This is a genomic window from Sphingomonas panacisoli, assembly GCF_007859635.1.
Classification (GTDB): Bacteria; Pseudomonadota; Alphaproteobacteria; order Sphingomonadales; family Sphingomonadaceae; genus Sphingomonas; species Sphingomonas panacisoli.
In genome coordinates this window covers 2,333,924-2,355,555 of record NZ_CP042306.1, presented here as the reverse complement: position 1 = coordinate 2,355,555, position 21,632 = coordinate 2,333,924, and the positions used below count along the sequence as shown (strand labels likewise).

The 21,632-nt window shown below is 64.6% G+C and carries 21 protein-coding genes and 1 tRNA gene; 8 read left to right on the top strand and 14 right to left on the bottom strand.

The window, feature by feature from the left end; genetic code table 11:
• Nucleotides 1-43: 43 nt before the first annotated feature.
• Complete coding sequence (locus FPZ24_RS11840; RefSeq protein ID WP_146572235.1) at nt 44-685, bottom strand: DUF1109 domain-containing protein; 642 nt, start codon at nt 683-685, stop codon at nt 44-46.
• Nucleotides 682-1,221: a sigma-70 family RNA polymerase sigma factor gene (locus tag FPZ24_RS11835; protein WP_146572233.1), complete on the bottom strand. Its 540-nt coding sequence runs from the start codon at nt 1,219-1,221 to the stop codon at nt 682-684. The genes FPZ24_RS11840 and FPZ24_RS11835 overlap by 4 nt, the downstream gene beginning before the upstream one ends.
• 224 nt (nt 1,222-1,445) lie before the next feature.
• Here FPZ24_RS11835 and FPZ24_RS11830 point away from each other — a divergent pair, with 224 nt between their 5' ends.
• Together FPZ24_RS11830 and FPZ24_RS11825 are read left to right on the top strand one after the other, a co-directional pair.
• Entirely contained in the window at nt 1,446-1,724 is a 279-nt protein-coding gene (locus tag FPZ24_RS11830) for a BufA1 family periplasmic bufferin-type metallophore (RefSeq protein WP_146572231.1), read from the top strand.
• Between the two features lie 58 nt (nt 1,725-1,782).
• Nucleotides 1,783-2,238: a DoxX family protein gene (locus tag FPZ24_RS11825; protein ID WP_146572229.1), complete on the top strand. Its 456-nt coding sequence runs from the start codon at nt 1,783-1,785 to the stop codon at nt 2,236-2,238.
• A 77-nt stretch (nt 2,239-2,315) separates the two neighbouring features.
• On the opposite strand, the gene FPZ24_RS11820 is transcribed toward FPZ24_RS11825, so the two are convergent.
• A complete protein-coding gene (locus FPZ24_RS11820; RefSeq protein ID WP_146572227.1) occupies nt 2,316-4,940 on the bottom strand; it encodes a sensor histidine kinase in 2,625 nt (874 codons plus the stop codon).
• Between the two features lie 227 nt (nt 4,941-5,167).
• Between FPZ24_RS11820 and FPZ24_RS11815 the strand changes: the two genes are divergently transcribed.
• The 6 genes from FPZ24_RS11815 (at nt 5,168) to FPZ24_RS11790 (ending at nt 10,981) form a co-directional block, all read left to right on the top strand.
• Nucleotides 5,168-5,257, top strand: a complete 90-nt coding sequence (locus FPZ24_RS11815) for a potassium-transporting ATPase subunit F (protein ID WP_146572225.1) — start codon at nt 5,168-5,170, stop codon at nt 5,255-5,257.
• Nucleotides 5,257-6,960 (top strand): potassium-transporting ATPase subunit KdpA, encoded by a 1,704-nt coding sequence (gene kdpA / locus FPZ24_RS11810; protein WP_146572222.1) that lies wholly within the window; start codon nt 5,257-5,259, stop codon nt 6,958-6,960. The genes FPZ24_RS11815 and kdpA overlap by 1 nt, the downstream gene beginning before the upstream one ends.
• A 25-nt stretch (nt 6,961-6,985) precedes the next feature.
• On the top strand, nt 6,986-8,989 hold the full coding sequence (gene kdpB, locus FPZ24_RS11805; RefSeq protein ID WP_146574459.1) for a potassium-transporting ATPase subunit KdpB: 2,004 nt from the start codon (nt 6,986-6,988) through the stop codon (nt 8,987-8,989).
• 11 nt (nt 8,990-9,000) lie between these two features.
• Entirely contained in the window at nt 9,001-9,591 is a 591-nt protein-coding gene (gene kdpC, locus FPZ24_RS11800) for a potassium-transporting ATPase subunit KdpC (protein ID WP_146572220.1), read from the top strand.
• 8 nt (nt 9,592-9,599) lie between these two features.
• Complete coding sequence (locus tag FPZ24_RS11795; protein WP_146572218.1) at nt 9,600-10,286, top strand: response regulator; 687 nt, start codon at nt 9,600-9,602, stop codon at nt 10,284-10,286.
• A gap of 62 nt (nt 10,287-10,348) precedes the next feature.
• Complete coding sequence (locus tag FPZ24_RS11790) at nt 10,349-10,981, top strand: tyrosine-type recombinase/integrase (RefSeq protein ID WP_146574457.1); 633 nt, start codon at nt 10,349-10,351, stop codon at nt 10,979-10,981.
• A gap of 133 nt (nt 10,982-11,114) precedes the next feature.
• Here the strand turns inward: FPZ24_RS11790 and FPZ24_RS11785 are convergent, their stop codons facing one another.
• The 11 genes from FPZ24_RS11785 to FPZ24_RS11740 form a co-directional block, all read right to left on the bottom strand.
• Entirely contained in the window at nt 11,115-12,950 is a 1,836-nt protein-coding gene (locus tag FPZ24_RS11785; protein WP_146572216.1) for a site-specific integrase, read from the bottom strand.
• Between the two features lie 94 nt (nt 12,951-13,044).
• Nucleotides 13,045-13,119: transfer RNA gene (locus FPZ24_RS11780), tRNA-Glu, on the bottom strand.
• 61 nt (nt 13,120-13,180) lie between these two features.
• On the bottom strand, nt 13,181-14,269 hold the full coding sequence (locus FPZ24_RS11775; RefSeq protein WP_146572214.1) for a hypothetical protein: 1,089 nt from the start codon (nt 14,267-14,269) through the stop codon (nt 13,181-13,183).
• 1 nt (nt 14,270) lies between these two features.
• Complete coding sequence (locus FPZ24_RS17785) at nt 14,271-14,396, bottom strand: hypothetical protein (protein WP_275669346.1); 126 nt, start codon at nt 14,394-14,396, stop codon at nt 14,271-14,273.
• Nucleotides 14,397-14,399: 3 nt separating this feature from the next.
• Complete coding sequence (locus FPZ24_RS11770) at nt 14,400-15,557, bottom strand: MBOAT family O-acyltransferase (RefSeq protein WP_146572211.1); 1,158 nt, start codon at nt 15,555-15,557, stop codon at nt 14,400-14,402.
• Nucleotides 15,557-16,141 carry a GNAT family N-acetyltransferase gene (locus FPZ24_RS17330; protein ID WP_205012833.1) on the bottom strand — a complete coding sequence of 195 codons (585 nt, stop codon included), beginning with the start codon at nt 16,139-16,141 and terminating at the stop codon, nt 15,557-15,559. The genes FPZ24_RS11770 and FPZ24_RS17330 overlap by 1 nt, the downstream gene beginning before the upstream one ends.
• Before the next feature lie 10 nt (nt 16,142-16,151).
• Nucleotides 16,152-17,747 carry an amino acid adenylation domain-containing protein gene (locus tag FPZ24_RS11760; RefSeq protein WP_146572209.1) on the bottom strand — a complete coding sequence of 532 codons (1,596 nt, stop codon included), beginning with the start codon at nt 17,745-17,747 and terminating at the stop codon, nt 16,152-16,154.
• Nucleotides 17,748-17,766: 19 nt separating this feature from the next.
• Nucleotides 17,767-18,018, bottom strand: coding sequence for an acyl carrier protein (locus tag FPZ24_RS11755; RefSeq protein WP_146572207.1), 252 nt, complete (start codon nt 18,016-18,018; stop codon nt 17,767-17,769).
• A gap of 111 nt (nt 18,019-18,129) precedes the next feature.
• Nucleotides 18,130-19,887, bottom strand: coding sequence for a single-stranded-DNA-specific exonuclease RecJ (gene recJ, locus FPZ24_RS11750; RefSeq protein WP_146572204.1), 1,758 nt, complete (start codon nt 19,885-19,887; stop codon nt 18,130-18,132).
• A 10-nt stretch (nt 19,888-19,897) separates the two neighbouring features.
• Complete coding sequence (locus FPZ24_RS11745) at nt 19,898-20,587, bottom strand: prolyl hydroxylase family protein (protein ID WP_146572202.1); 690 nt, start codon at nt 20,585-20,587, stop codon at nt 19,898-19,900.
• An 80-nt stretch (nt 20,588-20,667) separates the two neighbouring features.
• The gene (locus FPZ24_RS11740; RefSeq protein ID WP_146572200.1) at nt 20,668-21,582 is read right to left on the bottom strand and encodes an RcnB family protein; all 915 of its coding nucleotides are present in this window, start codon (nt 21,580-21,582) and stop codon (nt 20,668-20,670) included.
• Nucleotides 21,583-21,632: the final 50 nt, after the last annotated feature.

The following is a 21,632-nucleotide window of genomic DNA, read 5'->3' as shown; positions in this document are numbered from 1 at the left end:
CAGTTCGGGGCAGGTCGAGGGGCGGTTACACCTTCTCGAAAAATTACCATTGCATCAGGCGCGGCCCGATCAACGCGCCGACCGACGTCGCCAGCAAGATGCCGAGCGAATACCACGTCAGCACGAAGATCGCCGATACTTCGGGGCAATGCACGCAATAGACCGTGGCGGCGAACGCGCCGGCGGTGAGTCCGGCCGCCGCGCCGGCGGCGCGCAACCGCGTCGGGGCGAGCCGGCGGAACGACCAGAGCAATCCGACGAAGATCGGCATCGCCAGCGCGAGCACGCGCCACGGACATACTGTCCAGCTGTCTCCCAGCCACATCGCCAGCCATTCGCTTTGCGGGGTACGGATTAGCTCCATCCCGCCCACGCTGGCGAGCAACAACACGGGGATCGCCATCAGCCACAGCCAGCGCAAATGGCGAGTGTCGGGTCGCGCGAGTTGCGCCGTCATGATCGTCGCCGCGACAGCAAGCGAGATTGTGTATCCCCATTTCATCCAGAACGGGAAACCATGCATTGCCACCATGATGTCGGGCCTCACGCCCATCATCACGACGACATAGAACAGCGAGACCAACGCTCCGAGCGCCAGTCCGATGGTCAATCGGCGACCCACAGCATTGCGGCGCACCGGAGGAACGTTGCTCGACAAGGATGCGATTAGATCATCGGTTTTCATCGATCGCCTCCCTGAATGCGTGCAATCAGCGATTTCAAGCCACGATGGACCGATATCTTCACGTCGGATTCCCCAAGTCCGTCAGCGGCGGCGGCTTCGGCGATGCTCAGCCCGTCGATCCGCGTCGCGCGGATCATCCGCGCCTGCTTGGCTGGGAGGGTTTCGAGTAATTCGTCGATATCCATTCGCGCGCTCGACGCCTCTTCGAAATCGTCCGCGACCAACGTGTCTTCCAGATCCTCGATCGGCTGGAGCCGGCGAACCCGGCGGAAATGGTCGATCATCTTGTAGCGCGCGATGGCGAACAGCCAGGCGGTGAAAATGCGGTCGCGGTCATAGGTCGATCGCCGCGTATGCACCGCGATCAGCGTTTCCTGGACAAGGTCCTCGATATCGTCGGCCGAACCGTTGGCGCGGCGGCGATAGAAGCCGCGCAACAAGGGGACGAGCAAGCGCAACAGCGCGGCGTGATCGACGGCGTTGCCGTCGAGCCCGCTTATCATCAATCCGCGCAATTCGTCCTCGCTCGCTCGCATTCGCGCTCCCTGCAAGCTGGTTCGTGGCAGACAGCATAAAGGTTACACGTCACGCCGTCTCCCGCCGTGAATCTTTTGCGCGGCTGCGTGTAACCGGCCGCAAACGAGCGGCGAACTGGCATCGTGACCGGGCTTTTCCGCCTCCTTCCCGGTCACTGCGCGGCCCGGCTGTCCCTTGACGGGCCGCGCGCCTCGGGAGGCGTTACCTATCGAAGGATGACCTTATGCGTTCGACTCACGCCACGCTGGCTGCCACCCTCGCTCTTGCCGTCGCCGGCGCAGCGATCGCCGCGCCAGCTTCCGCCCAGACCAAGCCCGCGATGGAAAAATGCTACGGTGTCGCGCTAGCCGGCAAAAATGATTGCAAGGCCGGCGCCGGCACGAGCTGCGCGGGCACGTCCAAGGTCAACTACCAGGGCAACGCGTGGAAGCTGGTCAAGGCCGGCACGTGCACGTCGACCAAGACGCCCAAGGGCAACGGGTCGCTGACGCCCAAGGCGTGATGCCTACTACGGCCGGGCCGCAAGATGCGCTCGGCCGCTTTATTCGGAGCTTTATGCCATGACCTCGATCATTCGGGCGTATGACCGCGCGACCGGTTCGTTTTCGTCTCTCATTCCCGACGCATTGCTTTTGCTGGTTGCCCGTCTCGGGATCGCGGCGGTGTTCCTCATGTCGGGCCGGACGAAGGTCGACGGCGTGCTGCATATCACCGACGGCACCTACGAACTGTTCCGCACCGAGTACGCGCTGCCGCTTATCCCGTCGGACGTCGCCGCGGTCGCTGCGACCTATTCGGAACACATCTTCTCTACCTTACTCGTGCTGGGCCTCGCGACGCGGGTGTCGGCGGCCGCTTTATTCATGATGACGCTGACAATCGAGATATTCGTCTATCCCGACGCATGGCCGACGCATTTGAGTTGGGCAGCGATCCTATTGCCGCTGATCGCGCGTGGCGGTGGTGCGTGGTCGCTCGACTCCATTATTCGCAGACGGGCTCCCATGCATATTTGACCGGCGCGTCCATGTTGCGCCCCACTATCGTCGTTCAGCGTTGATGGCATCGATCGCAAAAGCTGCCGTTCGAAACTCTAGTTCTTCGGGTGAAAAACCAGGCTGAACCTGGCCCCTTTTCCGATCGCGTTAGAAGCGGCAATTGAAACGTCCATCGCATCGGCAAAGCCCTTTGCGATGGCGAGTCCTAACCCGCTGCCGCCGAGGCGATCGCTGCCGGCTCCTTGCGCGAAAGTCTCGAACACGCGTCGCTCGGCTCCGGGCTCTAAACCTGGCCCGTCGTCGCAGATCGATAGTGTCACGGTTTCGGGCGTGCGCTCCCCGACAATCTCGATTGGCCCGGCACCGCCATGTATCGCTGCGTTGGCCAGCAGGTTAATCAGGATGTGATGCAGGAGCACCGGATCCGCTTGCACAAGCGGCAGGTTAGCCGGCACGCGCAGATCGATGTCATTGCCGCGCAGTAGATCTTTGAGGTCGTGAACCGCGCTCGCGACAGCGTCAGTAAGATCGACGGGCTCGGGCGAGACGCGAAGCGCGCCGGTGTCGATGCGCACCATATCGAGCAGATTGTCGAGGAACCGTCGCAGCCGCGCGATATCAGCGCGCGCCATTGGTATCGCTTCGGCGTCAGGATGCCGTTGAGCTAAGGCGTCGATCGAAGCAGCCACCGAGGTCAGCGGCGTCCGCAAATCATGGCCGATCGATGACAGCAGTGCGGCGCGTAATCGGTCGCGCTCGCGCAATACCGACACGTCGCGGAGTTGGTCCTCGAGTTTCAGCCGTTCCTGCGCCAAGGCAGCTTGGCCGAGGATCGTTGTGAGCAGCACCGCTCGTCCCGCGCCGACCGGATCGCCGCCATCGTCAGCCAGCAGACCAACAACTCCCAACGTGCCGAGCGATGTCACTAACGGCTGAAACTGCCAGTCGGCAGAGATCAGCGTCGCAGTGCCAACACCGGCAGGTTCGGCCTTGCTCCATGCCCAGTCGGCGGCAGCGCGATCAACGGTACCGAGTATCGGTGCCTCGCCCGGCGCCGCGGCGATCGGCACCAACTCTCCGTCCTGCTGATCGAGCACGACTGTGGTCACGCCGAGCAGCCGGGAAAACTCGGTCGCGATGGTCTGGCTGGTCGCCTGCCAATGCGACGCGCGCGCAAGTGCCTGGCCGAAACCGGCTACTGCTGCGTTCTCCTGTGCACTGCGGGCGCCGATCGTCGCGCGAATCTTGAGTCGACCGGTCAGGTTGGCAGTCAGCACCGCGATGCCGATCAGGACGAACATCGTTAGCACGCTTTCGGGCTCGGCGATCGTGAACGTGTAGATGGGGGGCAGGAAGAAGAAGTTATAGGCTAAGCCCGAAAGCACGCCGGTCGCGACGCCCGGCCACAGTCCCAACCGCCCAGACGCCACGATCACCGGCAGGAGGTAGATAAGGTCAATGCCGCCGACCCCGATCCATGGCTCGGCTAGATGCGCCAGCCCGGTCGTCGCACCGACCAAAGCGATCACGGCGAGACCATACAACGCCAAACTCCAGTCGCTTTGCGATACTGCGGTGCGGACGCGAGGCGGCGCCTCGCCCGCCGGAATGACGTGAACCGCCAAGCCTTCGCTCACCGCGAGCATCGCTTCGACCACCGAACCGTGACGTAACGCGAACCACCAATTGCGGCTCGATTTGCCGATGACGAGTTGCGTGATTCTGGCCTCGGTGATCTGCTCGCGCAGACCGGCGGTGACGTTCTCGGCGGGAACAGTCGCGATTGTCGCGCCCAAACTCGCCGCGAGGCCGAGCGTATCGGCGACTTGCCGTCGTTGCTCCTCTCCGAACCCGGCCGCGCGCGGGGTTTCGATGAAGACCGCTTGCCATGGCGCGCGCAGCGCGTCGGCGAGGCGTTTGGCCGTGCGAACGAGGTTGTCAGCGCCGGGTAATTCGCTCACGGCGACCAGGACGCGTTCGCCCCCCGCGTAGGTGCCGGTTACGGCCTGCGCATCGAGGTGATCGGTCAGCGCTCTATCAACGCTCATCGCCGCATGACGCAACGCCATCTCACGTAGCGCTGTCAGGTTTGCCTTGGAGAAAAAACGATCGAGTGCCCGCGTTGCTTCCGCGGGGATATAGACTTTTCCTGCCTTTAGGCGCTCGATCAGCTCGTCGGGGGGTAGATCGACAACTTCGACTTCTGCGCCATCGAACACGCTGTCGGGCACCGTCTCCCGCACGCGGACGCGAGTGAAACTCGCCACGACGTCATTGAGGCTCTCGACGTGCTGAACGTTGAGCGTGGTGTAGACGTCGATCCCGGCGTCGAGCAGTTCCATGACGTCCTGCCATCGCTTTGGATGGCGACTGCCCGGCGCGTTCGTATGCGCGAACTCGTCGACCAGCGCGAGTTGCGGCCGCCGGTCGAGGACCGCGTCGATATCCATCTCTTCGAGCGTATGCCCCTGATAGTCGATCGTCCGGCGCGTCATCACCTCGAGCGGCGCAAGTAGCGTCTCGGTCTCTGTACGACCGTGCGTCTCGACCACCGCGATGACAACTTCGGTGCCCGCGCGCCGCCGCTCGGCGCCCTCCTGCAGCATCTCGAACGTCTTGCCGACGCCGGGGGCGGCGCCGAGAAAGATCTTGAGCCGCCCGCGCGACTCCGCCTTCGCGGCGCGAAGCAGCGCATCGGGGGAGGGCCGGGTATCCGTCATGGCCGTTACCTAGGCACTGCCGCGCGCGCGTGAAAAGCCCTGCGGCGGCGTTCCTTATGGCTTCTTAATGCGAATGCCCCGGATTCGCCCGCGAACCTTAATGCCCATCGCGCCTATCTCGCCTGCCGACCCATTCGGAGGCTTCCCATGCCCGACATCACCTGGCTTGCCATTCTTGGCGGCCTGTTCCTCGCGACGCTCGCCTTCGTGCGGCTGTGCGACAACGCATGACGCTTCACCTCGCACTAGCGGGCGTCACCGCGTTCGGCCTCCTCCTCTACCTCATTGCCGTGCTCGTGCGGCCGGAGAAGTTCTGATGACCTGGCAAGGCTGGGCGTTGATCGCTCTCTTCATCGCCTTTCTGGCGGCGCTCGCAAAGCCCGTTGGGTTATGGCTGTTCTCGCTCTACGAGGGACGCCAGACGCCGCTCCATGTCGTGCTCGGGCCGGTCGAGCGCGGGTTCTACAAGCTGTCCGGAATCGATCCGGAGGCCGATCAGAGCTGGCGGCGTTACGCGGTGCACATGCTGGTGTTCCAACTCGTCACCGCGATCTTTACTTATATCATCCTGCGCGCGCAGGGCTGGCTACCGCTCAATCAGCGAAGTCTGCCGGGCCTTGGCGCCGATGGCGCGATGAACACCGCGATCAGCTTCGTCACCAACACCAACTGGCAGTGGTATGTTGGTGAGGCGACGGTCTCGAACCTCGGTCAGATGCTCGCGCTGACGATCCACAATTTCCTGAGTGCCGCAACGGGCATTGCGATCGCCTTTGCGCTGTTTCGTGGTTTCTCGCGACACGAGGCGAAGGGCGTCGGCAATTTCTGGGCCGACATGACTCGAGTCACGCTCTACGTCCTGCTGCCGATCTGCGTCGTCTACGCGCTGTATTTCGTGATCAGCGGCGTGCCGCAGACCTTCGCCATGTCGGTCGACGCGACCACGCTCGAAGGCGCGAAACAGACGATCGCGCTGGGTCCCGTCGCGAGCCAGGAGGCGATCAAGATGCTCGGCACCAACGGCGGCGGCTTCTTCAACGCCAACTCGGCGCATCCGTTCGAGAACCCGACCGCGCTGACCAATCTGGTCCAGATGCTGTCGATCTTCGCGATCGGTGTCGGGCTGACCTACACGTTCGGCAAGGCGGTCGGGGATACGCGCCAGGGTTGGGCAATTCTCGGCGCGATGACGATCCTGTTCCTCGCCGGCACGACGGTCGCCTATTGGCAGGAAGCTGCTGGCAACCCGGTGCTCCACAATATAGGCCTCGCCGGCGCGAACATGGAGGGCAAGGAAGTTCGCTTCGGCACGGCTGCCAGCGCCTTGTTTGCCGCGGTCACAACGGCTGCGTCGTGCGGCGCGGTCAACGCGATGCACGACAGCATGACCGCGCTCGGCGGGCTGGTTCCGCTGTTCAACATGCAGCTTGGCGAAGTGGTGATCGGCGGTGTCGGTGCGGGTATCTACGGCTTCCTGCTGTTCGCGATCCTCGCGGTGTTCGTCGCCGGGCTGATGGTCGGCCGCACGCCCGAATATGTCGGCAAGAAGATCGAGGCGCGCGAGGTCAAGCTCGCGGTGCTGGCGATCGCGGTGCTGCCGCTATCGATCCTAGGCTTCACAGCATTGAGCGCCGTGATGCCGGACGGGCTCGCCGGGCCGCTCAACAAGGGGCCGCATGGGTTCAGCGAAATGCTCTATGCCTTCGCGTCTGCCACCGCGAACAACGGGTCCGCTTTCGCTGGCCTGACTGCCGGAACACCCTGGTATAACGGCCTGCTAGCGGTTGCGATGTGGGTCGGGCGGTTCTTCGTGATCGTCCCCGTGCTCGCCATCGCCGGCAGCCTAGCGGCCAAGAAACACACGCCAGCCGGTGCGGGATCGTTCCCGACCACGGGCGGTCTTTGGATCGGTCTGCTGGTCGGGATCATCCTGATCCTCGGCGGTCTGACTTTCCTTCCCAGCCTCGCGCTCGGTCCGATCGCCGATCATCTCGCGATGATCAACGGCCAGCTTTTCTGAGGACATCGACATGACCACGACCTCAATGTTCTCGGGCGAGTTGATCGTCCCGGCGATCGGCGACGCCTTCAAGAAACTCGACCCGCGTCAGCTGATCAAGAACCCGGTGCTGTTCACGACGGCGGTGATCGCCTTGCTGCTGACCGTGCTGCTGGCGATCGGCGGCGAGAAGCTTGGGATCGGGTTCCAGTTCCAGCTCATCGTCTGGCTGTGGCTGACGGTGCTGTTCGGCACGTTCGCCGAGGCGCTGGCCGAGGGGCGCGGGCGGGCGCAGGCGGCAAGCCTGCGGGCGACCAAGTCGGAACTCCAGGCCAAGCGCTTGACCGGCGTCGGCGATACCTGGGGCATGATCGAGGCGTGGCGGCTTGCGAAGGGCGAGATTTTGCTGGTCGAGACCGGCGACTTGATCCCGGCCGACGGCGAAGTCGTCGAGGGTGTCGCGTCGGTCAACGAAGCCGCGATCACCGGCGAAAGCGCTCCGGTGATCCGCGAGGCGGGTGGCGACCGCTCCGCCGTGACGGCGGGCACCCGCGTCATTTCCGACCGCATCAAGGTTCGCGTCACGCAGGAGCCGGGGCAGGGCTTCCTCGACCGCATGATTGCGTTGGTCGAAGGGGCTGAGCGGCAGAAGACGCCGAACGAAATCGCGCTGACCATCCTGCTGGTCGGCCTGACGATCATTTTCCTTATTGCGGTCGGCACGATCCCCGGGTTCGCGAGCTATGCTGGCGGCAGCGTGCCGGTCGCGATTCTAGCGGCGCTGCTGATCACGCTCATCCCGACCACGATCGCGGCGCTGCTGTCGGCGATCGGCATTGCGGGCATGGATCGCCTGATCCGTTTCAACGTGCTCGCCAAGTCGGGCCGCGCTGTCGAGGCGGCGGGCGATGTCGATACCTTGCTGCTAGACAAGACCGGCACGATCACGATCGGCGACCGCCAGGCGAGCGAGTTCCGCCCGGTTACGGGTATCGAGGTCAAGGCGTTGGCCGACGCGGCGATGCTTGCCAGTCTGGCCGACGAGACGCCCGAGGGCCGATCGATCGTTGTGCTGGCGCGCGACAAGTTCGCCGCCGCTGCGACCTTGCCCAGCGATGCCGAGGTCATTCCGTTCACAGCCCAGACGCGCGCGTCAGGCGTCAAGGTCGGCGGCGTGGCGGTGTTGAAGGGTGCAGTGGACTCGATCCTGAAGTCGCTGGCCACCGACGCCCCCGGTGCCGCTGAACTCAAGAAGATCACCGACGACATCGCACGAGGTGGCAAGACTCCGCTCGCGGTCGTCCGAGACGACCGGTTGCTCGGCGCGGTGGCGCTCAAGGACGTGGTCAAGGCTGGCGTCCGCGAACGGTTCGCCGAACTGCGCCGGATGGGCATCCGCACGGTGATGATTACCGGCGACAACCCCCTGACCGCCGCCGCCATCGCTGCCGAAGCCGGGGTCGATGACTTCCTTGCCGAGGCGACGCCGGAGGACAAGCTGGAGCTGATCCGCAAGGAACAGCAGGGCGGCAAGCTGGTCGCGATGTGTGGCGACGGCACCAACGATGCGCCCGCACTCGCGCAGGCGGATGTCGGCGTCGCGATGAACACCGGCACGCAGGCTGCGCGCGAAGCCGGCAACATGGTCGATCTCGACAGCGACCCGACCAAGCTAATCGAGGTGGTCGGACTCGGCAAGCAACTGCTGATGACGCGGGGCGCGCTCACGACATTCTCGATCGCCAACGACGTGGCGAAATATTTCGCGATCATCCCTGCGATGTTCGTCGCGCTCTACCCGGGTCTCGGCGTGCTCAACATCATGGGCCTCGCCAGCCCGCAAAGCGCGATCCTGTCGGCGATCATCTTCAACGCGCTGATCATCCCGTGCCTCGTCCCGCTCGCGCTGAAGGGCGTGAAGTATCGCGCGATCGGTGCGGGCCCGCTGCTCGCACGGAACCTCGCCGTTTACGGGCTTGGCGGCCTGATCGCGCCGTTCGTCGGCATCAAGCTGATCGACCTCGCCGTCGTCAGCCTTCACCTCGCCTGAGGACAATCGATATGTTCAAGGACCTCACTTCATCGTTGCGCCCAGCTCTCGTGCTGACGCTGCTGTTCGCCGCGCTGCTCGGGCTCGTTTATCCCGCTGCTATTACCGGTATCGGCCAGATCATTGCGCCGGCCGCCGCAAATGGTAGCCTAATCAAGGAAGCCAAGGGCAACGTCATCGGCTCGGCGCTGATCGGTCAGGCCTTCGCAAGCGACGCCTATTTCCACGGCCGCCCCTCCGCCGCCGGCAAGAACGGTTACGACGCCACCGCCTCGTCAGGGTCAAACCTCGGCCCGACCAGCCAGGCGCTGGTAGATCGCGTCAAGACCGACCTCGCCGCAGCCAAAGCCTCCGCCCCAGGTAATAACGTTCCCGCCGACCTGGTGACGGCCTCCGCCTCGGGGCTCGATCCCGATCTCAGCCCCGAGGCGGCTTTGTTCCAGGCGGCGCGCGTCGCGAAGGCGCGCGGGGTCGCGTCGGACAAGGTGAAGGCACTAGTGGCGGACAACACCGCCTATCCGCTGTTGGGCTTCATCGGCGAGCCACGCGTGAACGTGCTCGCTCTCAACCTTGCGCTCGACCGGATCGCGCCCCGGCCGTAACAGGAGGCATGGCCGCACAGCCCAAAATCCTGATCGTCGAGGACGACGCGCACATCCGCCGTCTGCTCCGCGTGGCGATCGAGCGAGCGGGCTATGCAGCGGGCGAAGCGGCGACGGCGCGTGAAGCGCTGTCGATCGCAGACATTGATAAGCCGGCGGTTGTGCTCCTCGACTTGGGTCTGCCGGATCGGGATGGTTTGGAACTGATCCAGTTATTTCGTGGAAAGGCGTCCGTCATCGTCGTGTCAGCCCGCGAGGATACTGGCGAAAAGGTAGCCGCGCTCGATCTTGGCGCCGACGACTATTTGACCAAGCCATTTGATACCGAGGAACTCCTGGCTCGCGTTCGCGCTGCGCTTCGCCATCATGCGGCCGGCGCCTCCGGGCAAACGCAAATCACCGCTGGCGACGTTGAAATCGATCTCGACCGCCGCCGCGTCCGTCGCGCAGGCGAAGAGGTTCACCTGTCACCGAAGGAGTACGATGTCCTTGCCGAATTGGCGAAACGCCCCGATCGTGTAATTGGGCACCGCCAGTTGCTCCGCACCGTCTGGGGTCCGGCACACGAAGATCACATCGACTACCTCCGCATCGTAGTGCGCAACCTACGGCAGAAGTTGGAAGCCGACCCCGCTCGCCCCCATTTACTGATCAACGAACCAGGTGTCGGCTATCGACTGATGGATCGAGACTAAGTTCATCTTCATGGAGCGCCCGATTCACTTCTCCTTGGCCATAAAGGCCGTGGAGAATGACGATGGGATATTCACGATATGACCCGGCAATGCAGGGACGCCCTGCGTGGAACGCCGGACGAATGGTCGGCACCAAACGTCCGCTGACCCAAAAGCAAATTTGGGCTGTTCGCTTTTTCCTCGAACGCGAAGGACGGCTTCGCGATCGCGCGCTGTTCGACCTCGCAATCGACAGCAAACTGCGAGGCTGCGACTTGGTCAAGGTTAAGATCGGCGACCTGGTTTCGGGTGCCGAGATCAGAACTCGGGCCATCGTCATCCAGCAAAAGACCGGACGCCCCGTCCAATTCGAGCTGACTGCAGACGTCCGATCCAGCCTCCTGGCATGGCTGGAACGACGCGGTGGTTCGATTGACGACTATGTCTTTCCAAGCCGGGTCAATAATCTCGGACATCTCAGCACTAGGCAATACGCTCGCTTAGTCGATGAGTGGGTGACCGCAATCGGGCTTAGACGCGAAGAGTACGGCACGCATTCGATGCGTCGAACGAAGGCATCAATGATCTACAAGGCCACCGGCAATCTTCGAGCGATCCAGATTCTGCTCGGGCACACCAAAATCGAAAACACGGTCAGGTATCTCGGCGTCGATATTGAAGACGCGCTGCTTCTCGCTGAGCGCACGGAGATATAATTGATGCGGCCCTTCAGACTGAAGGGCCGCTTTGTCGGCCTTCCAGTCGGAGAGCCGTCAGTCTGCAACCGGCCCAATTGCCGACGTCACTTTTCGGCCCATAGCGGAGTCTGATCACACGGCGTGATGGGACTTAAGCGCCGCCCTTCAACATCGCAGTCCAATCCACGCTGCTCATGCCTGCAGCCATCGCGCTCCAGTCGATGCAGGAATAGTCGATCCGGTGCAGCTCGCGGTGGAGCGTGCGGATGCGCGGGGCGAGACCATAGCGGCCGCCGGTGGTGAGCGGCGCGTGGCCGCAGATCTGGTCGAGCGTGCGGTCGGTGATGCCGGCGTCGTTGCCCTTGGCCTTGAACGTGTGGCGGAGCGAATAGAACACCAGCCGGCGGTCACGCGCGACATGTCGGTCGATGATGCGGTTGATCCGCTGACTGGCCTCCTTGGTCCGCTTGCCGACCTTGTTCTCCTTGAGGTCCGGGAACAGCTGGCTGTGGCCGGCGGCCCTGAGCGCGTCGAGATACGTCTCGAACCCCAGCTCGATCAGCTTGGCGTGTACCGGGATCAGCCGGATCGAATCCTCGTTCTTCACGCTCTTGGCGGCGAAGGCGTCGTCCTCATCCTCGGCATCGCCTTCAAGCGAGTACCTATCGATGTCGAGGTAGATGATCCTGCCGTCGCGCTTGACGTCCGCCAGCGCGACCTGTCCGACCTCCTCGAGCCGAGCGCCGGTGGTGGCTGCCAGCAGAAACAGCCAGAAAATCGTGACATCGCTGATCCGTGAACGCGAGTTCCAGCTCGCGTGGTGGGTGAACAGGGGTGCGGCGAACAGCGTAGTGAGTTCATGGTCCTCGAACGAGCGCCGCTTGCGATTGCTCTTCGAATACCCCTCGATCTTGATGCGCACGCCGGCATTGGCCGCGATCCAGCGCTGGTCGGCGGCGTAGGTGAGAAGCGCTTGGAGCGCGCCGACCCGCTTCTTGAGCGTCGACGGCGAGCATTTGGGCTTGGCGCCGCCGTGCTTGGCCACCCGTGCCCGGAACGGCAGCAGGCGGTCGGCGCGCGGCATCGTGGCCGGAAGCTTCGCCGCCTCGTCGCGATAATCGTAGAGCAGGTCGGCATCGATCATCGCGACGGGCAGGTCGCCCGCATAGTCGATGAAGTCATCCACCGCTGCCTCGAACTCGATCGCGGTCTGCGGCCGGGGATCGCGGCCGTCCTTCCATTCGGCGAACAGCTGCTTGAGGCGCAGGTTGGCCCGCAGCCGCGGGCGGATGGTCGATGGGCGCCGCGGGGCGAGACGGGCGCGGTTGACGTCCTCGTCGCCTGAGCGATGCGTATCGACAATCTCGAGCAGGGCGGAAGTGAGCTCGTCGTTGGAGAATCGTTCGGCGCCGTCGTGAAACGCGCGCAGCCGCGCGACGGGGCCGTCGAGGCAGTGGCGCCATCTCGACGGCGCGTCGTGCCAGCGCAACCGAATCCAGTTCGAGCCCGCGCGCTCGGCGTCACCTTCGTAGCTGGTCGCGAGGATCGCCTCGAATCGCTCGCGATCGGCGAGCACGGCCGACCAGTCGGTATTGGCGGCCGGCCCCAGCAGGGCCGGCGGGAAGACGTCGTCGGCGCTCGCCGACATGCGCCCGCCGGCCGCGGCGTCGAGTTCCATGAAGGTCATGACCAGCCGCTGCGCGCCGGTCAGCCCGGTGTCGCCGGCGGGACCCTCGCACCACCTTCGCACCAGCGCGGCGGGGGTGGGGACCAGCGTGCCCTCCGCCATCTGGCGCCGGGCGTCGGCCAACTTCTCCTCGAAGCTCGCATTCTCGCGCGCGAACGCGACTTTCGCGACCGCAGGGTCCTTGGTGCCGAGCGTCACCTTGACCTGGAGGCGCCCGCCGAACGCCGCGCGCAGCGCCTCCGGCACCGCGCGGCGGAAGTAGAGCTGACCGGTCCTGGGGTCCGCGAACGGGGTCGCCATGCTGAATCTCTTCACGTCTCTCTGTACCCATATTCTGTACACACAGCGGGTGAAAGAGGCGTAAATCCGGCACTTTCAGGCAGTTGCGCCTGACTGGTGACCCCTACGGGGCTCGAACCCGTGTTTCAGCCGTGAAAGGGCCGCGTCCTAACCACTAGACGAAGGGGCCGTCCTGAGTGCGGATTGCCGGTTAGGGAAAGCCGGGCGCGGGGTCAAGCGAATCGACGGCGCTATTTCGTCGCGATCGGTCGCGGATTGAAGGTGCTGATGTTCAGGCGATCGAGATCGGCGGCCATCAGGCCGCTAAGGTCCTTGCCACCCGGCGTGTTTAAATGGACGAGATCGATGAAGCCGTCCGCTGATACGCGATCCGAATAGTTCAGGATCGTCAGGTTGGGGCTGCCGCTTTCCTGCCTCAGCCGTGCGGCGATCAGGTCGCTGACCCCCGCCGGCAACGTGTCACGGAGCCAGGGGTGCAGCGGCATTTCGACCAGGACGACGCGCGTTCCCCGCGCCTGCAGGCGGCGGATCAAGTCGCCGGCGACCTTCGCCGCGCCGCTCTGGCTGTAGGTTTCGATCTTGTCGCCACCCGACAGTCGCAGGCGGTTCAGCGACTTGCGCAGGAAATCCGCGGGATAATGTTCCACGCCCAGCGTTCGCATCAGCGGACGCCACGGATTGTCGGCCGGCGCCTTCGCATCGGCGCCGCCCAGCGCCTTTTGCAGTTGCCCGTGGACGCCGAGCAGGGTGGTATCGAACCAGCCGCTGATGTCGGCCCGGCGTCGCACGATCCAGGCGCCGTCACGCACCGTGTCGCGGACGCGATCCTTGACCGATTGCGTTTCGGCGACCGCGGCGTCGCCCTGGCGCAATTTGCTAACGTCGATGAAGTCGAGTGGGGTGAACCCGATGATCGCGACGTCGGGCCGCAAGTCGCTGTCGGTCAGGATCGCTGCTTGTTCGGCCACGGCGGGCATGCCTGCACCGGCGCCCGCGACGCCCAGGAAGCGCCAGCGTTCGCCCATGTCTTTCGACAGGACTTCCAGCCGCACGCCTTCGCGCACATCAGAAATGCCGATGACCGCGGCCAGCGGGCGATCGGCCGCGACGTTGCCGTCGCGATAGGCGGTGACCGCACCTGACACGCGATCACGGCTTTCCAGGATATAGCCGATCCCCGCCGATCGATCGGGCAACCACGCCAGCGCCGACGACCGGTCGAGCGCAAGCAGACCGAAGTTGAATACGACGACCCAAATGACGATCGCGGCGCCGATCAGCAGGAACGGCCGGAAGCGGGAGAGGATGCCGGCGACCATGTCAGAACTGCTGATAGAAGAAGGCGGCGTCCTTCATGGACAGCGCATAGACGCAGATCAGCTGGAACGCGACGATCGCCGTGCGGACCGGCATGCTGCGGACGAGGCGAAGCGTGGTCTTGATCATCGGCTATCGTCCTATCAGCGCGACGGCGAGGAAGGCGAACGCGACATAGACGTACGTCACGACCGTCGCGACCACACGGATCGCCATGTTCTTGCGATACGCCACCATCTGTTGCGGCGTCAGCGCCTTTTGCAGGAAGTGGGTATACACCCGAACGCCGACCAGCCCCAGCGCGTGCAGCGCGCCCCAGGTCAGCCATTTCAGCGCGATGCCGTGCCACAGCCCGACCAGCAGGAACGACACGGTCGTCGCGAACGATGCATACAGCAACGGGCGCGGCCGCATCCTGCTGCGCATCAGCGCGATCTGGATCGGCATGAACACGTTGCGCTTGACGAAGTGCGACAGCGAAATGTGCCAGCGATCCCAGAAATCGATAACATTGCGAGAGATCAGCGGGTTGCGGAAGTTAACCGGCGTGGTGACGCCCGCGAGCTTGCCGATGCCGAGCGCGATGTTGCTGTACGAACTGAAATCCAGATACGACCACAGGGTGAACATCAGCGTTTCGAGCACGAATGCCGCGCCGTCCGACCTGAACCCGCTCAGGAAGATCTTGTCGATGAAATAGCAGAGCACGAATTTGTTGAACAAACCGCGCGCGATCACCTCGACCGCCTGCATGACGTCTTCGTTGGTGAGCCGCGCGTCGTCGAACGGCTTGCGCGCGAAATCGTCATAGGCGGCGATCGGGCCGGCGGCGAGCATGTGGAACGGGACCAGATAGTTGGTCAGCATCACCAGCGACGGCGCGGCGTGCTGGCCCGAAAAGACGCCCCGGATGACCTCGACGCAGCGCAGCGTGATGAACGAAAAGCCGACGATGGCCAGGATCGATCCGACCGCAGTGAACGAGGCGACGCTGGCCTGTAACTTGTTCACCATGAACATGAAAAACAGGATGGTCGACGATATCGTCAGCGTCGCGAGCTTGGCCGATTTGATTGAAAACGATTGCAGGACGACGAACACCGCGCCGACGAACAGCGGCACGAAGACCACGCTCTTCCCGAGCAGCAGGAAGAGGAACGCGAGATTGACCCCGGCGAAGAGATAGGACTTCGCCCGCACGCCCGATGCCATGTTGAGCAGAGCGATCGCCGCGAAGGCGACCGCCCAGAACATGACGCTGTTGATGGCGATTTCGTTCTGGTTGAACACTAACGCGTTCCACCCGCGGTTCGGCGCAGGAACGCGTAGCTGCCGCCCGCCGCGACCTCTTCGAAGCCGTGCTTATCGTAGAAAGACCGCGCGCGGCCGTTGTCGATCCGCACGGTCAGGGACAGCGGATCGGTACCCGCTTCGGCGATCGCTTCCTGCAACACGGTTTCGGCGAGACCGGAGCCGCGCGCGGCTTCGGCGATCGTGATGAAGGCGAGGTAAGTGCCGTCGCCGGCGATCTCCGGAAACCCACCGCGCAACTGGCGCAAGTTCATCGCGAAACCCGCAAACTGCTCGCGCTCCAGCGTGCGGCCGACGAGCTGGAAGCTGTTATACTGCCGCTCGGCAAGCTCGCCCATCGGATAGGTGCACAGGATCGCCGCGACCCGATCGCCGTCGACGATCGCGCGGCAATGCTCCAGCTCGGTTCCCGGTGCGCCGAACTCGTTCGCGATCAGTCGATCGGCCGCCGCGTCGGACAGGCTCTGATAATAAGGCGGCACCGCCTGGCGAACGAGCGCTGCCGCCTGCAACTGCTGCTCGGGCGTCAGGGTTTGCACGGGTACCATCGATCGCGCGGTCATGACGGCGATGTCAGCCGATTTCCGCCATCAGCGGGTGGCGTTTCAACGCCTGATAGTCGACCTTGCCGTTCACGTTGAACGGAATGTCGTCGACGATGAACACGCGTTCCGGCACCATATATTCGGGCAGCTGTTCCTTGGTTCGCGCGATGATGTCGCTTTCCGCTGCCGTGGCGCGGAGCGCGAACGCGACGCAGCCCATCGTCATCCCGCCTTCTTCCGGCGTCCAGGGCAGTACTGCGACCAGATCGCTGCCCGAAATCGTGCGCACCGCGTGCTCGATTTCCTGCAGTTCGACGCGGTAGCCGCGGATTTTCACCTGATGGTCGGCACGGCCGGCATAGTGATAGCCGTCGGCCGGATTATAGCGGCCGAGGTCGCCGGTACGATACCAGCGCCGGCCCTCAGCTTCGAAGAACCGCTCGGCGGTCAGATGCGGGGCGTTCCAATATCCTTGGGTTACCTGCGAGCCCGACAGACAAATTTCGCCTTGCTCGTGGGTGACGCGCACGCCGTCGGTGAACAGGCCGATATGCTGGTCGGGCAGCGGCTCGCCCAGCGATACCACCGCGGGCGGGACCTCCTGGCCGGTATGATAGTGGAACCAGCTGAACGCCACGGTGGCTTCGGTCGGGCCGTAGATGTTGTAGATCACCGAATTGGGTGCGGCGACGGCCCAACTCTCCGCGACCGCGCCGACCAACGCCTCGCCGCAGAAGAACGAATAGCGCAGCGAGGGCAAAGCGTTCGGCGTCAGCTGCCCGGCCTGCTTCAGCCACGCCGCGGTCGATGGAACAGACAGCCAGCCCGTGATCCCGAACTCCTGCACGATCCGGGTCGATAGCAGCACCGAATTCTCCGGTACCGAATACAGGCATGCACCCGCGAGCCAGGTCAGGAACATGTCGTGGACCGACAGGTCGAACGACAGATCGACGATCTGCATCACCCGGTCGTCCGGGCCGAAGCGGCAGAACGACTGGATACCGCTGAGATACGCGAACACGTTGGCGTTGGTGATCGGAACGCCCTTCGGCTTGCCCGTGCTGCCGGAGGTGAAGAACAGATAGGCGAGATCGCCATCGCGGCGCTCGGCGGTGAATTCGGCGTCGAGCGCGAATGCGGTGAGATCGCCCTTGACGCGTTGCGGCAGATCCAGGTCGCCTGCAGCCTCGGCGCTTTCGGGAAGGATGATCAATTCGGGCGTATCGACGCCCTCGATCAGTTCCTTGAGCTGACTGCGATGGCTTTCGTCGCAGATGATCACGCGCGCGCCCGAGTCACCCAGGATTTCGCGATTGCGGAGCAGCGGGAAACGCGGGTTGAGCGGGACGTAGCCAGCGCTCGCCAGCAACGTCGCGAGAATGCCGGCATAAGCCGTCTCGGTACGGTCGGCCAGGATCGCAACGCGGTCGCCAGGCACAAGATCGACGGCATCCGCGATCAGCGTCGCCATCGCGGCGGCTTGGCCGAACAGCTCGGCATAGGTCAGAGTCTTGCCCTTGCACCACAATGCTTGTGCGTCCGCATGTCGGCGCGCCGATGCGATCAGCGCCGCGCCAAGGCTCTTTTGCCCGACCAGGGCGCCTTCTGCAGAGTTCGACATTTCCCCGCCCCCGCGATCGTCAGCCGCCGGTGTGGCGCAGCACGGCGTCGATCAGCGACCCGGCATTTTCGAGCTGAGCCACCTCGGAGAAGCTGAAGCGGATGTTATAATGCTGTTCGATCGCGACGATGATCTGGACATGGGTCAGCGAGTCCCAGCCGTCGACATCCTGCGCGGTCGTATCCTCGGTCATTGCTACGCCGGGGACCCCCAGGACGCTTTCCACGATCCCCTGGATGGTCTCGAGGATTGCCGCACGACTCTGTTCCATGATGTGCCCCAGTTTTAAGCCGACAAACGCCACGTATTCGCCGGCGAAGGCCTTAGCGAAATGCGATCTGTAGTAAACCCGCCCTAAACCGCGTTAACTTCGATTACGTTACTAGTCGGCCCAGGCGGCGTCATCGAGGTGGAGTTCGGCGGCCGGGCGCGACGCCCAATCATCGACCTTCGGGCGGCCCGCGAGCCATAATTTGCGGTGCGCTGGGGCCTGCAGCAGCGCCTGGCCGAGCGCGGTATCCGCACTGCGGAACGCCATCGCCTTCAGGCTGCGGCCGTCGTCGCCCGCCATGATCGCGCGAACGTGACCGTTGCCCACGACATCGACTTTGATCGCGCGGAACGGGCCGGCGACCACGCGCGGGGCCGGCCAGCCCATGCCATAGGGGCCGCCGCCGTCGATCGTCTCGCACAGCATCGGCGTCACGCCGCCGGGCGCGAGCAGGGCATCGACCAGCAGTGCACGGTCGGCGTTGCTGCGCGCGACGGCTGCGGCGAGACGGTCTTCTAGGAAGGCCGCGAACGCGGCGAGCTTGTCCTCGGCGATGGTCAGCCCCGCCGCCATGGCGTGTCCGCCACCCGCGACGAGCAAGCCGGCTTCCTTCGCCGCCAGCACGGCGTTGCCCAGATCGACGCCGGGGATCGACCGACCCGATCCCTTGCCGATCCCGGCGTCGTCGATCGCGATGACGATGACCGGCACGCCCAGCCGTTCCTTGAGCCGCCCCGCGACGATGCCGATCACGCCGGGGTGCCAGCCCTTGCCGGAAACGACGGTGACGGTCGCGCCGTGCGGCTGGTTCTCCGCCTCTTGCTGCACCAGCGCTTCGATCGCGCGGCGTTCTTCGTTGAGTCGGTCGAGTTCGGTGGCGATGGTACGCGCCTCGACCGGGTCGTCGGTGGTGAGCAGCCGCACGCCCAGATCGGCGCGCCCGACGCGCCCGCCAGCGTTGATCCGTGGACCGAGCGCGAAGCCGAGGTCGCTACAGGTCGGCGCGCGCGTTAGCCGGGCGGCTTCGGCCAGCGCGGTGAGGCCGATATTGCGGCGCTGCGCCATGACCTTGAGGCCTTGCGCGACGAACGCGCGGTTGAGGCCCTTCAACTGCGCGACGTCGGCGACGGTGCCGAGCGCGACGAGGTCGAGCACGTCGAGCAGCTTGGGCTCGGCGCGATCGGCGAAGAAATCACGGCGGCGCAACTCGCGCAGCAACGCCGCACCGAGCAGAAACGCGACGCCGACCGCCGCCAAATGCCCGTGCTGCTTGCCGTCACGCTCGTCGAGGCGGTTGGGGTTCACCAGCGCCAGCGCGTGGGGCAGGGCGGTCGCACACTGGTGGTGATCGACCACGATCACATCGACCCCGGCATCGCGCGCCATATCGAGCGCCTCGAAAGCCTGCGCGCCGCAATCGACCGTGACGATAAGCGACGCGCCGCCCGCCGCGATCCGCACCAGTGCTTCGCCCGAGGGTCCGTATCCTTCCATCAACCGGTCGGGGATGTATGCCTGCGGATCGAGCCCGAGCCCGCGCAGCAACCGGATCATCAGCGCCGCCGACGTCGCGCCGTCGACGTCATAATCGCCGAACACGGTAACGGCCTCGCCCGCCTGGACCGCATCGGCCAGCCTGGCCGCCGCCTTGTCCATGTCGTTGAAGATCGAGGGGTCGGGCATGAAGCCGCGGATGCTCGGCGATCGATTGGCGTCGAGATCGTCGCGCGACACCCCGCGCGACAGCAGCAATTGCGTCACCAGATCGTCCGGCTGGAACCCCGGATCGCGCGCGTCGGCGGCGAGCGCGCGCCAGCGCCACGGCTGGCCCAGGATCGACCGCGTGATGTTGAGGATCGTGTCGGTCACGGCCCGCTATCTATCGCAGCCAGGTGCCTTCGCGGAACCACTTGGTGATGATGTACTTGACGCCCTGCACCACCGGCATGCCCTCGTGCAGCGTCAGCGTGTTGGGGCTACCGTCGGCGCTCATGTTGTTCCACGCGAGCAGAAGGCCGCGTCGCGGCGCGACGCGCAGGCCGGCTTCGGGGAACCAGGTCGCGCCGCCTTCCTCCACGTCGTTCAGATAAATCATCGCGGTCCAGGTCCGCTGCCCGCCGCTGCGCCTCATCTCCGGCCAGTATTTCTGGTTTTCGTGGAAGAAATCGTGGTGCGCGCGGAATTGCTGGCCGGGGGCGTAGCGCTGCCCCTGCATCGTCTCGCCGCTGACCGCAGGCAGGCCGAGCAGGTCGGCGATCGAATCGTCGATCGGCTGCACGTCCGGCGACCAGCGATCCATGTCGCAGCTCTCGCTGGTGCGGAAACCGTAATCCTCGCGCTCGGGCCGATCGGACAGCAGGGTCGAAGGACGGCGGTTGCCGTCGATGATCCGGATCAGCGTGTCGCACTGCGTCGGATTGAGGAAATCGAGATGGTAATAAGCTTGTGCCGCGCCGACCAAAGCGGGCTGCATCCGCGGATTGGCGTCGAGCCGCGCGGCTACGGTCTGGCCAATACGGGCGCGGTCCTTCGACGGGCCGCCGGCGGTGATCTTCTTCGTGCCTAGCATGGCCGGGACTCTTCGCCGCTGGCCCCGAAAGGCAAGAGCCCGGGAACGAATTCCCGGGCTCAAGCTTCTACGCGACGATCTCAGTAAAAGATGTCGTAGACGGTATCGACGACTTCGCCGGTGTAGATGTCGACCAGCAACGCGTCGTTGTAGTAGCGCACCCAGCGATACTCGCCATACGCCTCCGGTAAGCGATAATCGTAGGGGTCGTCGATCCAGTAATTCTGGCCGAACAGAACCTGATCGAGCACAAAGCCGATTGAGAACCGGCGATAGCCGTAGCTCCAGCCATACGGCGCATAGTAACGCGGCAGGCGGAAGGCGTTGCGGTTCGACGTGCGGTAACGCTGCCAATCATACTGATTGTTGCCGCGCCAGCCGCGGTTCCAATTGCCGCCGCGATTGCCGTCATTGCCGCGCCAGCGATTGTCGCCGTTCCAGTTGCGATTGTTGCCGTTCCAGCCGTTATTGCGGTCGCCGCGCCAGCCGTTGTTGGTGCGGTTGCCGTCGAAGCGGTTGCGATCGGCGCGCGCCCGCGCCTCGGCCTGTGCCCGTGCCTGGTCGTTCGCGTCGGGGTTTCCGCCGCCGTTGCGGCCGGCCCAGCCACCGGAGCGGTTGCCGTCGTTGTTGCCGCCATTGCCGTTCCAACGATTGCGGTCGGGACGCGCACGGTTCTGGTCCTCGCCGCGATTGACGAAGCCGCCGCCGTTGCTGCCGCCATTGTTGCGACCGGCCCAACCGCCGAAGCGGTTGCCACCGTCGCCACGCGCCTGGGGCGCCGGGGCGGGAGCGGGGGTCGGCGTCGAAGCGCCGTCGCCACGGCCACGCCAGCCGCCACCGTTGCCACGATTTCCGCCATTGTTGCCCTGCGGTTGGCTCGCACTCGAGTCGCCGCCGCCACGACGACCACGCCAGCCATCACGATCCTGTGCCGACGCCATCGCCGGCACGATCGCCGCCGCCGCCATCAGCCCGAGAAGAAAAGTCTTACGCATCCACGTAACTCCATCCGCCGGCGCACAAGCCGGCCCTACGATGACGCCTC

Bases quoted from the DNA above. Each gene is read 5' to 3' on its own strand.
- FPZ24_RS11745 (WP_146572202.1), bottom strand. From the start codon at position 20,587: ATGCTAGGCACGAAGAAGATCACCGCCGGCGGCCCGTCGAAGGACCGC.
- kdpB (WP_146574459.1), top strand. From the start codon at position 6,986: ATGTTCTCGGGCGAGTTGATCGTCCCGGCGATCGGCGACGCCTTCAAG.
- FPZ24_RS11755 (WP_146572207.1), bottom strand. From the start codon at position 18,018: ATGGAACAGAGTCGTGCGGCAATCCTCGAGACCATCCAGGGGATCGTG.
- FPZ24_RS11740 (WP_146572200.1), bottom strand. From the start codon at position 21,582: ATGCGTAAGACTTTTCTTCTCGGGCTGATGGCGGCGGCGGCGATCGTG.
- FPZ24_RS11785 (WP_146572216.1), bottom strand. From the start codon at position 12,950: ATGGCGACCCCGTTCGCGGACCCCAGGACCGGTCAGCTCTACTTCCGC.
- FPZ24_RS11835 (WP_146572233.1), bottom strand. From the start codon at position 1,221: ATGCGAGCGAGCGAGGACGAATTGCGCGGATTGATGATAAGCGGGCTC.
- FPZ24_RS11815 (WP_146572225.1), top strand. From the start codon at position 5,168: ATGACGCTTCACCTCGCACTAGCGGGCGTCACCGCGTTCGGCCTCCTC.
- FPZ24_RS11760 (WP_146572209.1), bottom strand. From the start codon at position 17,747: ATGTCGAACTCTGCAGAAGGCGCCCTGGTCGGGCAAAAGAGCCTTGGC.
- kdpC (WP_146572220.1), top strand. From the start codon at position 9,001: ATGTTCAAGGACCTCACTTCATCGTTGCGCCCAGCTCTCGTGCTGACG.
- FPZ24_RS11795 (WP_146572218.1), top strand. From the start codon at position 9,600: ATGGCCGCACAGCCCAAAATCCTGATCGTCGAGGACGACGCGCACATC.
- FPZ24_RS11825 (WP_146572229.1), top strand. From the start codon at position 1,783: ATGACCTCGATCATTCGGGCGTATGACCGCGCGACCGGTTCGTTTTCG.
- FPZ24_RS11790 (WP_146574457.1), top strand. From the start codon at position 10,349: ATGGGATATTCACGATATGACCCGGCAATGCAGGGACGCCCTGCGTGG.
- FPZ24_RS11830 (WP_146572231.1), top strand. From the start codon at position 1,446: ATGCGTTCGACTCACGCCACGCTGGCTGCCACCCTCGCTCTTGCCGTC.
- FPZ24_RS11775 (WP_146572214.1), bottom strand. From the start codon at position 14,269: ATGGTCGCCGGCATCCTCTCCCGCTTCCGGCCGTTCCTGCTGATCGGC.
- FPZ24_RS17330 (WP_205012833.1), bottom strand. From the start codon at position 16,141: ATGACCGCGCGATCGATGGTACCCGTGCAAACCCTGACGCCCGAGCAG.
- FPZ24_RS17785 (WP_275669346.1), bottom strand. From the start codon at position 14,396: ATGATCAAGACCACGCTTCGCCTCGTCCGCAGCATGCCGGTCCGCACG.
- kdpA (WP_146572222.1), top strand. From the start codon at position 5,257: ATGACCTGGCAAGGCTGGGCGTTGATCGCTCTCTTCATCGCCTTTCTG.
- FPZ24_RS11820 (WP_146572227.1), bottom strand. From the start codon at position 4,940: ATGACGGATACCCGGCCCTCCCCCGATGCGCTGCTTCGCGCCGCGAAG.
- FPZ24_RS11840 (WP_146572235.1), bottom strand. From the start codon at position 685: ATGAAAACCGATGATCTAATCGCATCCTTGTCGAGCAACGTTCCTCCG.